Annotated in this window: 4 protein-coding genes and 1 rRNA gene; 4 read left to right on the top strand and 1 reads right to left on the bottom strand. The window is 63.7% G+C overall.

What is annotated here, in order from left to right; translation table 11 throughout:
• Positions 1 to 49: 49 nt before the first annotated feature.
• Positions 50 to 2,674 carry an alpha-glucan family phosphorylase gene (gene glgP, locus N2L00_RS02240; RefSeq protein ID WP_255767508.1) on the bottom strand — a complete coding sequence of 875 codons (2,625 nt, stop codon included), beginning with the start codon at positions 2,672 to 2,674 and terminating at the stop codon, positions 50 to 52.
• A gap of 169 nt (positions 2,675 to 2,843) precedes the next feature.
• Between glgP and N2L00_RS02245 the strand changes: the two genes are divergently transcribed.
• The 4 genes from N2L00_RS02245 (at position 2,844) to N2L00_RS02260 (ending at position 12,401) form a co-directional block, all read left to right on the top strand.
• Positions 2,844 to 4,895 carry an alpha-1,4-glucan--maltose-1-phosphate maltosyltransferase gene (locus tag N2L00_RS02245; RefSeq protein WP_255767509.1) on the top strand — a complete coding sequence of 684 codons (2,052 nt, stop codon included), beginning with the start codon at positions 2,844 to 2,846 and terminating at the stop codon, positions 4,893 to 4,895.
• Positions 4,895 to 6,664: a maltose alpha-D-glucosyltransferase gene (gene treS, locus N2L00_RS02250; RefSeq protein WP_255767510.1), complete on the top strand. Its 1,770-nt coding sequence runs from the start codon at positions 4,895 to 4,897 to the stop codon at positions 6,662 to 6,664. The genes N2L00_RS02245 and treS overlap by 1 nt, the downstream gene beginning before the upstream one ends.
• A complete protein-coding gene (gene glgB, locus N2L00_RS02255) occupies positions 6,661 to 10,383 on the top strand; it encodes a 1,4-alpha-glucan branching protein GlgB (protein ID WP_255863724.1) in 3,723 nt (1,240 codons plus the stop codon). The genes treS and glgB overlap by 4 nt, the downstream gene beginning before the upstream one ends.
• A gap of 490 nt (positions 10,384 to 10,873) precedes the next feature.
• Positions 10,874 to 12,401 (top strand): 16S ribosomal RNA (locus tag N2L00_RS02260).
• Positions 12,402 to 12,608: the final 207 nt, after the last annotated feature.

A 12,608-nucleotide genomic window follows, 5' to 3' on the forward strand; every position in this document is an offset into this window, starting at 1 on the left:
GGCGCGGACACCAAGGCGCGGCCACCAGGGCGCGGCCACCAAGGCGCGGCTAAGCGTTGACGACGAGCCCCAGTTCAGCCTTCGACGCCAGCCCGGAATGCCTCGGCAGCACTCGGACGGTGTAGCCGAACGGTCCGGCCTGCTCGATGCGGATGGTGCCCGTGAACAGGTGGCGGCCCGACCCTAGGTCTTCCGTCGGCGCAAGCTCTTGGATGCGGTGCTCGCTGATCCGGTCGTTCTCGGTCACCATGCCGTAGGCGGCTTCCACGCTGACGTCCTCCGGCCGCAGGGAGCCGAGGGAAACATAGGCCTGCACCGTCAGGGTGTCGCCGATCTGCGGGTTTTCGCTGACGCCTACGGAATCCACGTTTTCCACCTGCACAGTGGACCACCCGTCACGTACCCGTGTGATCCACAGGGCGAGTTCCTTCGCAGCGGTGTACCCGTCCGCCGCCATGGACCGTCCGGAAGAACTGGCGGGCCGGTACAGCCGGTTCACGTAGTCCTTGAGCATCCTGGAAGCGGAAACATTCGGTCCCAGATCCGCCAGGGTGTGCTTGACCATTTCCAGCCACTCGTGCGGCAGGGAATCAGTAGGCGGATCCGAAGGACCGGCCGCGCCGGCAGCGGCCGGCGGCTCCGTCCCGTAGAACATGGGCCCCACTGAGTTCTCCAGCAGGTCATAAAGCGCGGCTGCCTCAATGTCGTCCCGCTGGTCCGCGTTGTAGACCTCCCGGGTCCGCGTTCCCTTGCTGGGATTGGCGGAGGGGATGGCCCACCCGTTGTTGCCGTCGAACATCTCGTCCCACCATCCGTCGAGGATGGAGAGGTTCAGTCCGCCGTTGATGGCCGACTTCATGCCGGAGGTGCCGGAGGCTTCCAATGGGCGCAGCGGATTGTTCAGCCACACGTCACACCCGGGGAACAGGGTCTGAGCCATCGCAATGTCGTAGTTGGGCAGGAAAACGATCCGGTGCCGGACCTCAGGGTCGTCGGTGAAGCGCACCAGGTCCTGGATCATTTTCTTGCCCTGTTCATCGGCAGGGTGGGACTTGCCGGCCACAACTACCTGAATGGGGTGGGTGGGATGCAGCAGCAGTGCCTTGAGCCGGTCCGGGTCCCGCAGCATCAGGGTCAGCCGCTTGTAGGTGGGCACCCGGCGGGCAAAGCCAATGGTCAGCACGTCCGGATCCAGCACGTGCTGCGTCCAGGCCAGCTCCGCGTCAGAGGCACCGCGCCGCCGCCAGGCGCGCTTGACGCGGCGCCGGACGTCGTGGACCAGGTTGCTGCGCAGCTTCCGCCGCAGGTCCCACAGATCCTTGTCATCAAGCTCGTAGGCCCTGCCCCAGTCGCGGTCGTGCACGGTGGCGACGCCGAACTTTTCGCTGGCGAGGGCAGTGACCTCCGGGTCGATCCAGGTGGGGACGTGCACGCCGTTGGTCACGGACGTGATCGGTACTTCGGACACGTCAAAGCCCGGCCACAGGCCGGAGAACATCTCCCGGGAGACTTCGCCGTGCAGCTTGGCTACGCCGTTGGCCCGCTGGGCCAGCCGCAGGCCCATGACTGCCATGTTGAATTTGGTCGAATCTCCACCCTCGTAGTTCTCCGCGCCCAGGGCCAGGATCTTGTCGGTGGGGACCGACTGTGCCAGGCCCGCGGTGAAGAAGTGGCGGATCTGTGTTTGCTCGAACCGGTCGATACCGGCCGGGACCGGTGTGTGCGTGGTGAATACCGTCGAAGCGCGGGAGACGGTCAGCGCTTCCTCCCACGTCATGCCCTGGTCCATCAGTTCGCGGATGCGCTCTACGCCCAGGAAGCCGGCATGGCCTTCGTTGCTGTGGAAGACCTCGGCGGGCGGAGCCCCGGTGAGCCGCTGGTGTACGCGCAGGGCCTTTACGCCGCCCATGCCCAGCAGCAGTTCCTGCTGCAGCCGGTGGTCTCCGCCTCCTCCGTACAGGCGGTCCGTGATGCCGCGGGCGGCGTCGTCGTTCCCGATGACGTCCGAGTCCAGCAACAGCAGGGGTACGCGCCCGACGTCGGCACGCCAGATCTGGGCCGAAAGCTGGCGGTTGTCCGGGAGCGGCAGGGTGATTCTCGCCGGGGTGCCGTCTTCCTCGCGCAGCAGGGTCAACGGCAGGGCATTGGGGTCCAGTACGGGATAGGTTTCCAGCTGCCAGCCGTCGCGGGAGAGTGCCTGCTTGAAATACCCGGCCTTGTAGAGCAGCCCCACCGCAACCAGGGGCACTCCAAGATCGGAGGCGGCCTTCAAATGGTCGCCGGCCAGGATCCCCAGGCCGCCGGAGTACTGGGGGAGTACGGCGCTGATGCCGTACTCGGGGGAGAAGTACGCAATGGACGCCGGGGCGTCGTCACCCAGGCCCTGGTACCAGCGGGGCTCGTTGAGGTACTTGTCCAGGTCCGCGCCGAGATCGGCGATCACGGAGACCAGGTGCTCATCCTGTGCAATGCTCTCGAGCTTCTCCCGGCTCACGGTCCCGAGAAGCTTCACGGGGTCCCCGCCGCTGGACTTCCAGGCAGCAGGGTCGATGCTTTCAAACAACCTGAGCGTCGGCTGGTGCCAGGACCACCGGAGGTTCGAGGCCAGCTTCCCCAATGGGGCGATGCTGGACGGGAGGACGGTTCGGACGGTAAATCTGCGGATAGCCTTCACCCCGGTCACGCTAGCGCACTAACGCGTCGGATAAACCAAAATGACGGACAAATAATCAGGTAAATACCAGGCTGCTTGAAAACGCCGCCAAACCATGGCCGACCTGCGGTGATTCCATAAAAGTACGTTGCCTTAGCATTCTGCCCGGATTCTCGATAACGTCTAGTCTGTGAGCACATCCAGCGCGTTGACACCAGAAGACCTGCCCTCGAAGGATCTCCGGTTTGGCCGGATTCCAATCACCAATGTGGCGCCCGTAGTGGAGTACGGGAGATTCCCCGCCAAAGCCGTGCCCGGAGAGGACCTCGTTATAGGGGCCACCGTGTTCCGCGAGGGACACGACCTGGTAGGGGCCAGTGCCGTCCTCTACGACCCCGAGGGCACCGTCGCGGCCCGCAGCCGGATGCACCCGGTGGGCCTGGGGCTTGACCGCTGGGAGGGCATGCTGCGCCCGGCCGGCACGGGCCATTGGAGCTTTGCCGTGGAGGGGTGGGCGGACGTCTACGCCACCTGGCACCACAACGCCGAGGTGAAAATCGCCGCCGGAGTCGACGTCGAGCTGATGCTCACCGAAGGCCACCAGCTGTTCATCACCGCTGCCGCCGAGCGCAGCGGCGCCGACGCCGAGGTCTTCCGCGCCGCTGCGGCAGCGCTCGCAGACTCCGCGCTGCCGGTCGAGGAACGCCTTGCCGCCGCCGGAACCGAAGCTGTCACCGCTATTCTCGACCGCGATCCGATCCGCGACCTGGTCACCAGCTCGGACCGCTTCCCCCTCCTGGTGGAGCGGGAGCTTGCCGGCCGCGGCGCCTGGTACGAATTCTTCCCCCGATCCGAAGGTGCGCAGTGGGATCCGGCCACCCGCGAGTGGACCTCGGGGACGTTCCGCACCGCTGCTCGCAGCCTGCAGCGCGTTGCGGACATGCAGTTCGACGTCATTTACCTGCCTCCCATCCATCCGATCGGCACCACGCACCGCAAGGGGCCGAACAACACCCTGGTTGCCGGCCCGCAGGATCCCGGCTCGCCCTGGGCCATCGGCGCGCCCGAGGGCGGCCACGATGCCATCCACCCCGATCTGGGGACGTTCGAGGACTTCGACGCGTTCGTGGGCAGCGCCCGGGAACTGGGTCTTGAGGTAGCCATTGACCTTGCACTGCAGGCTTCCCCGGACCACCCCTGGGTGACCAGCCATCCGGAATGGTTCACGACCCGCGTTGACGGTTCGATTGCCTACGCCGAGAACCCCCCGAAGAAGTACCAGGACATCTATCCCCTGAACTTCGACAATGACTACGAGGGCCTCTCGCAGGAGATCCTGCGCATCGTGCGGCTGTGGATCAGCCACGGCGTGCAGATCTTCCGGGTGGACAACCCCCACACCAAGCCGCTGCGGTTCTGGGAATGGCTGATCGGCAAGGTGAACGAAGAGTACCCGGGCGTGGTCTTCCTGGCCGAAGCATTCACCCGCCCGCCCATGATGCATGCACTGGCCAAGGCCGGGTTCCAGCAGTCCTACAGCTACTTCACCTGGCGGAACACCCGCGAAGAGATCGAGGAGTACTTCACCGAGGTATCCCGCGAGTCGTCGGCCTTCTTCCGGCCCAACTTCTTCGTGAACACCCCGGACATCCTCACCGAATTCCTGCAGTTCGGCGGCCCCGGAGCCTTCAAGATCCGCGCCGTGCTGGCTGCCACCGGCAGCCCGCTGTGGGGCGTCTACGCCGGCTACGAGCTGTTTGAGCACGTCGCCCGGCCCGGGGCCGAGGAATACATCGACAACGAAAAGTTCGAGTACAAGCAGCGGGACTTCGCCGCAGCGGAAGCTGAAGGCCGCAGCCTCGCCCCGTACATCACCCGGCTGAACGAAATCCGCCGTACCCATCCCGCTTTGGGGGACCTCGAGAACCTCACGGTGCACTCCAGCACCGACGACTGCACCGTGGTCTACTCCAAATACAAAGAGACCCGCCCCGGCGATCCGTCCAGCCGGGACACACTCATTATTGTGGTTAACGTGGACCCCCACAGCGCCCGCGAATCCACTGTCACGCTCGACCTCGATGCGCTTCACCTCGCCCCGCAGGATTTGAACGAAGACGGCACCTTCTGGGTGGATGACCTGATCAGCGGCCAGAGCTGGCGCTGGGGAGCCCACAATTACGTCCGCCTGGACGCCCACTTTGAACCCGCGCACATCCTGTCAGTTCGGAGGAACTCCTAGTGCCCAACCCGTTTCAACTGCACGCACCCGGCTTGACCAATGACCCTCATTGGTACCGCAAGGCCGTTTTCTATGAGGTACTGGTCCGCGGCTTCGCGGACGCCAACGGGGATGGATCAGGTGACTTCAGCGGCCTGATCGAAAAGCTGGACTACCTGCAGTGGCTGGGCATCGATTGCCTCTGGCTGCCGCCGTTCTTCAAGTCACCGCTGCGTGACGGCGGTTATGACATCTCCGACTACTACGATGTCCTCGACGAATTCGGGACCATCAGCGACTTCAAGCGCCTGGTTGCAGAAGCACACGCCCGCGGACTGCGCGTCATCATCGACCTCCCGCTGAACCACACCTCGGACAAGCACCCGTGGTTCGAGGAGTCCCGCAGCGACCCGGACGGTCCTTACGGGGACTTCTACGTCTGGTCCGACACGGACCAGAAGTACGAAGACGCCCGCATCATCTTCGTGGACACCGAGGAATCGAACTGGTCCTTCGACCCGGTCCGCCGGCAGTTCTTCTGGCACCGGTTCTTCAGCCACCAGCCGGACCTGAACTTCGAGAACCCCAAGGTGGTCGAGGCGATCTTCGACGTCGTCCGCTTCTGGCTGGACCAGGGCATCGACGGATTCCGGGCCGACGCGATCCCGTACCTCTTCGAAGAGGACGGCACGAACTGTGAAAACCTCCCGGCCACGCACCGGTTCCTCAAGGACCTGCGCACCATGGTCGACGAGAACTACCCGGGCCGCGTCATCATCGCCGAGGCTAACCAGATGCCGCACGAAGTGGTGGAGTACTTCGGCGACGAAACCGGCGACGAGTGCCACATGTGCTTCCACTTCCCGATCATGCCGCGCCTGTTCTACGCGCTGCGGGACCAGAAGGCCGCTCCGATCATCCAGACAATGGAAGAGACCCCGGAGATTCCGGCCGGCGCACAGTGGGGAACCTTCCTGCGCAACCATGACGAGCTGACGCTGGAAATGGTCACCAATGAGGAGCGCCAGGCGATGCTCGGCTGGTACGCCCCGGATTCCCGCATGCGGGCCAACATCGGCATCCGACGCCGGCTGGCTCCGCTGCTGGACAACTCCCGGTCGGAGATCGAGCTGATCCACGCGATGCTGCTGGCCCTGCCGGGCAGCCCGTTCCTGTACTACGGCGATGAGCTGGGCATGGGGGACAACATCTGGCTGGAAGACCGCGATTCTTCCCGCACACCCATGCAGTGGAACCCGGACCGCAATGCCGGATTCTCCACCGCCGATCCCGGCAAGCTGTACCTGCCGGTGGTGCAGTCGCTGGTTTACCACTACAACCACGTCAATGTGGAAGCGCAGCTGGCCAGCTCGAGTTCGCTGCTGCACTGGATCCGGCAGATGATCATGGTCCGCCGCGCCCACCCGGCCTTCGGCCTGGGGTCCTACCGCAACGTGCCGACCGATGCCGAAGCAGCCCTGGCCTTCGTGCGCGAACTGCCGGACAACAACCCGGAGGGCGAGGTGGGCGAGACAGTGCTGTGTATCTTCAACCTCTCCCAGCACCCCATCTCCGCGTCCATGAAGCTGCCGGAGTTCGCCAACCGCGGACTGCGGGACGCTTTCGGCGGCACGCTCTTCCCCACCATCGGAGAAGACGGTTCCCTGACGCTGACCCTGGGCAGCCACGACTTCTATTGGCTGCGCCTGCGGTCGGTGAAGTCTGACACTTCGTCGCCCCAGACCGAAGCCATTCCCATGATTCCGATCTCGGAGGCGGCACGGAGATGAGTCCGTTGACGCCGTCCCTGCCCGAAATGCTGACGTCCTGGCTCCCCGGGCAACGCTGGTTCCCTGCAAAGGGCCGCGAAGTCCTGCTGGAAAGGGTCGGCGGGATCCGGCTCGAGGATCCGGCCGGCGAGGTTGGACTTGAAGTCCACCTCATCGCCGTCGCCTCCGGGGACCGCCGTGACGTCATCAGCGTGCCGGTGAGCTACCGCAGCGCACCTGTCCCCGAGCTGGAAGCCGCACTGCTGGGCCGGGCGCATGAGGAAGACCTGGGGGAGCGGTGGCTGTACGACGCGACCGCCGACCCGGTCTTCGTCACCGCCTGGCTGGAACTGATGCGTTCCCAGGTGTCGTCCCTGGACGGGCACACGCACGGCTTCGCCCTGGACGGCTTCGCCGACTGGGCGCCGTTCCGGGCGCCGCTGCCCACCAAGGTCCTGAAGGGCGAACAGTCCAACACCTCCGTGATTGTGCAGGCCCCTGAAGCTCCGTTGATCGTGAAGTTCTACCGCGTGGTGGCCGCCGGGGAGAGTCCGGACGTCGAAGTCAGCGCACGGCTGACCGAGGTCGGCTCGGTGGACGTTCCGGCCACCTACGGCTGGGTGACCGGTTCCTGGACGGACCCGGCGGACGACTCCGGCGAGATACTGCTGACCGGGCACCTGTCCGTGCTGCGGGAATTCTTCCCCGGCAGCGAAGACGCCTGGCGGACCGCTTCCTCGGCGGCCCTTGCCGGCCGGGATTTCACCGCGGAGGCCGAGGAGTTGGGTGCGGCCACCGGCCGCATCCACCAGCAGTTGGCAGCAGCATTCGGCAGCCGGCCTCCCAGCCCGGTGGAACGCGAGGAATTCCTCGAATCCCTCAGTTCCCGGATTCGGTGGGCGTGGGCGGAAGCACGGGACGTCGTCGGGCCTTTTGATGACGCCGTGGAGTACCTCCTGGAGCAGGTTCGCCACCTGCAGGCGCTACCCAACCTGCAGCGGATCCATGCCGATTACCATCTTGGGCAGGTGCTGCGGGTGCCCGACCGGGGCTGGATCGTCCTTGACTTCGAGGGCGAGCCGCTGCGGCCCGCCGCCGAACGCAGTGTCCCCGATGCGCCGCTGCGCGACGTCGTGGGCATGCTGCGCTCGATCGACTACGCCGCCGGCGTCGCCCTGATCGACGGCGCCGAGGGTACCGGCGAACCGGCCGCATCCGTGCAGGAGCGCAACGAGTCCGCCCACCGGTGGGCAGCAGCCGCGGCAGACGCCTTCCTTCGCGGTTACGAGAAGGAAACCGGCACCACCATCAACCGCAGCGACCCCCTGTTCCTGGCCCTGTGGCTGGACAAGGCGCTGTACGAAGTTGTCTACGAGATGCGAAACCGCCCCCGCTGGATCAGCGTGCCGGCGACGGCCGTCCGCCACATTCTGGCGCAGGCCGAGAACGCAGCACGCGCGGACGAGAGCCAGGAAGAGAGCACAGTGAATAAGCCACGCAAGTCGCGGTCCACATCCGCTACCGCAGAGCCCGAGGTGCCCGACGTTCCCGTCTCCACCGAGCCCATTCCGGTTTCCGAGGACGTGCTTCAGGCCGTGTCCGAAGGCCGCTACTACCAGCCGCATGCGGTCCTGGGCGCCCACCCGGATGACTCCGGAACCGTAACCATTCGAACGCTGCGTCCGCTGGCGCGCGAAGTCGTGGTCGTGACTCCCGAAAACCGGGTACCGCTGCAGCACGAGTACAACGGCATCTGGGTAGGAACCCTTCCGGCTTCGACCCCGGGCACCGTTCCGGATTACCGGGTGGAAGTGACGTACGACGGCGGCGAGCCCCAGCTGTTCGACGATCCGTACCGGTTCCTCCCGACCTTGGGCGACATTGACCTGCACCTGATTGGTGAAGGCCGGCACGAAAACCTGTGGACGGTCCTCGGCGCGAACCTGCACCACTACGATTCCGTGCTGGGCGACATCTCCGGCGTCAGCTTCGCAGTCTGGGCCCCCAACGCCCGCGCGGTACGGGTCAAGGGCGATTTCAACGGCTGGGATGGCACCATCAACGCGATGCGTTCCCTCGGCAGCTCCGGCGTCTGGGAAATCTTCCTGCCCGGTGTGGAACCGGGTGCCCGCTACAAATATGAAATCCTCTGCAGCGACGGCGTCTGGAGGGAAAAGGCCGACCCCATGGCCAAGGGCACCGAGGTGCCGCCGCTGACCGGTTCCCGCGTGGTCGAGTCCACCTATGAGTTCGGCGATGCCGAATGGATGGAGACCCGGGCCACCCGGGATCCGCACAATTCGCCGATGAGCGTGTACGAGGTGCACCTGGGTTCCTGGCGCCTGGGACTGAACTACCGGGAAATGGCCGACCAGCTGGCCGAATACGTCCAGTGGCAGGGCTTCACCCACGTGGAACTGATGCCCGTAGCCGAGCACCCCTTCGGCGGGTCATGGGGTTACCAGGTGACTTCCTACTTTGCCCCCACCGCTCGGTTCGGGCATCCGGATGAATTCCGCTACCTCGTGGACCGGTTGCACCAGGCCGGCATCGGCGTCATTCTGGACTGGGTTCCGGCCCACTTCCCCAAGGACCCCTGGGCGCTGGCGAAGTTCGACGGCCAGACGCTCTACGAGCACGGCGACCCGTTCCGCGGCGAGCAGTTGGACTGGGGAACCCTTGTCTTCGACTTCGGCCGCCGGGAAGTACGCAACTTCCTTGTCGCGAATGCGATCTACTGGCTCGAAGAGTTCCATGTGGACGGACTCCGGGTGGATGCCGTGGCATCCATGCTTTACCTGGACTACTCACGGCCGGAAGGCCAGTGGACCCCCAACATCCACGGCGGCCGGGAGAACCTGGAAGCGATCTCCTTCCTCCAGGAAGTCAACGCGACCGCGTATAAGCGGGTGCCCGGCATTGTGATGATCGCCGAGGAATCCACTGCCTTCCCGGGCGTCACCCGTCCCACCAGCACCGGCGGGCTGGGCTTCGGGCTCAAATGGAACATGGGCTGGATGCACGACACCCTCCAGTACATGTCCGAGGACCCGATCAACCGGGTCTACCACCATGCCCAGCTGACCTTCTCCCTGGTCTACGCGTACACGGAGAACTTCCTGCTGCCCATCAGCCATGACGAAGTTGTGCATGGCAAGGGTTCCCTGCTGCGCAAGATGCCCGGTGACCGGTGGCAGCAGCTGGCCAATCTGCGCGCCTACCTGGCGTTCCAGTGGGCGCACCCCGGCAAGCAGCTGATCTTCATGGGCACTGAATTCGGGCAGGAAGCGGAATGGTCTGAGCAGTACGGGCTGGACTGGTACCTGACCGACACCCCGCAGCATAAGGGTGTCCAGCTGATGGTCCGGCAGCTTAACGAGATCTACCGCAGCACGCCTGCACTGTCCGCCCGGGATAACGAGCCCGCAGGCTTCCAGTGGATCAATGAGAACGACGGCGCCCGCAATGTCCTTTCGTTCATCCGCTGGGACCACCAGGGAAATCCGGTGGTCTGCGTAGCCAACTTCGCCGGCGCCCCGCACCAGGACTTCCGGCTGGGAATGCCGTGGGCCGGCGAGTGGGTGGAAGCACTGAATACCGACGCCGCTGAGTTCGGCGGTTCCGGGGTAGGGAACATGGGCGTTGTGCACGCCGTTGAAGGTGCCTGCAACGGCCAGCCGGCCTCCGCCACGCTGACCGTTCCCCCGCTTGGCGTGCTGTACCTGGTTCCCAAGCCGTAAGCATCTCCGCGCGGCCCGGCCTCCTTGAAAGAGGCCGGGCCTGCACCGGGTGCGCAGCCGCCCAAAAACCGTGCTAGAGTTAATACCCGCGCTGATCGAGGGAAACGAGATCCTGGACATTGAACCAGGAGACCGGATCCCACGGGTTTAAACCTTCAGTCGTGGGTCCGGGAACTAGCTTCCCGCCGGTTCGCCGGACGGATCAACGGCCGGATTGACACCCACCGGACAGTGTGGCTAAGATAGAAAAGTTGCTCCGGAGCGACGCAGAGCTTAGATCCCCTTGAGGATCGCCTGCTGGTGCCGGAAGCAGTCTGTTGTTTGAGAACTCAATAGTGTGCCAAGTTTATTGATACCAATTTATTTTGATTGGTTGAACAGGCCGTTCCGCCCACCCCGTGGGTATGGGACGGTTTTTTTAGCCGGTTTCGAATTTAGTGCAGTGCCTGCAGCCAATTTTCCTTGGCTCGGGTGCTGTGTCTGTAACACATTTACGGAGAGTTTGATCCTGGCTCAGGATGAACGCTGGCGGCGTGCTTAACACATGCAAGTCGAACGATGACTTCTGTGCTTGCACAGAATGATTAGTGGCGAACGGGTGAGTAACACGTGAGTAACCTGCCCCTGACTTCGGGATAAGCCTGGGAAACCGGGTCTAATACCGGATACAACGGACCACCGCATGGCGGTCCGTGGAAAGCTTTATGCGGTTTTGGATGGACTCGCGGCCTATCAGCTTGTTGGTTGGGGTAATGGCCCACCAAGGCGACGACGGGTAGCCGGCCTGAGAGGGTGACCGGCCACACTGGGACTGAGACACGGCCCAGACTCCTACGGGAGGCAGCAGTGGGGAATATTGCACAATGGGCGGAAGCCTGATGCAGCGACGCCGCGTGAGGGACGAATGCCTTCGGGTTGTAAACCTCTTTCAGCAGGGAAGAAGCGAAAGTGACGGTACCTGCAGAAGAAGCGCCGGCTAACTACGTGCCAGCAGCCGCGGTAATACGTAGGGCGCAAGCGTTATCCGGAATTATTGGGCGTAAAGAGCTCGTAGGCGGTTTGTCGCGTCTGCTGTGAAAGCCCGGGGCTCAACCCCGGGTCTGCAGTGGGTACGGGCAGACTAGAGTGATGTAGGGGAGACTGGAATTCCTGGTGTAGCGGTGAAATGCGCAGATATCAGGAGGAACACCGATGGCGAAGGCAGGTCTCTGGGCATTAACTGACGCTGAGGAGCGAAAGCATGGGGAGCGAACAGGATTAGATACCCTGGTAGTCCATGCCGTAAACGTTGGGCACTAGGTGTGGGGGACATTCCACGTTTTCCGCGCCGTAGCTAACGCATTAAGTGCCCCGCCTGGGGAGTACGGCCGCAAGGCTAAAACTCAAAGGAATTGACGGGGGCCCGCACAAGCGGCGGAGCATGCGGATTAATTCGATGCAACGCGAAGAACCTTACCAAGGCTTGACATGAACCGGAAAGGCCTGGAAACAGGTCCCCCACTTGTGGCCGGTTTACAGGTGGTGCATGGTTGTCGTCAGCTCGTGTCGTGAGATGTTGGGTTAAGTCCCGCAACGAGCGCAACCCTCGTTCTATGTTGCCAGCGCGTTATGGCGGGGACTCATAGGAGACTGCCGGGGTCAACTCGGAGGAAGGTGGGGACGACGTCAAATCATCATGCCCCTTATGTCTTGGGCTTCACGCATGCTACAATGGCCGGTACAAAGGGTTGCGATACTGTGAGGTGGAGCTAATCCCAAAAAGCCGGTCTCAGTTCGGATTGAGGTCTGCAACTCGACCTCATGAAGTTGGAGTCGCTAGTAATCGCAGATCAGCAACGCTGCGGTGAATACGTTCCCGGGCCTTGTACACACCGCCCGTCAAGTCACGAAAGTTGGTAACACCCGAAGCCGGTGGCCTAACCCCTTGTGGGAGGGAGCCGTCGAAGGTGGGACCGGCGATTGGGACTAAGTCGTAACAAGGTAGCCGTACCGGAAGGTGCGGCTGGATCACCTCCTTTCTAAGGAGCACCTCGAAGACCATGTCCTTCCACAGTGTTGGATGTGTGCTTTGCAGGAGATGCCCATATCGGAGACATATGTTCTCCGGTGGGTGCTCAAGGGTGGAATATCAATGGATAGGCGCCGGCATGCCGGCCGTAATGGATCAGTACGTTCCTTCCCTTGGGGAGGTTCCTGGAACATCCGCTGCGGCCCTGGTAAGTCCG

It is taken from the genome of Arthrobacter sp. zg-Y1171, assembly GCF_025244845.1.
Classification (GTDB): Bacteria; Actinomycetota; Actinomycetes; order Actinomycetales; family Micrococcaceae; genus Arthrobacter_B.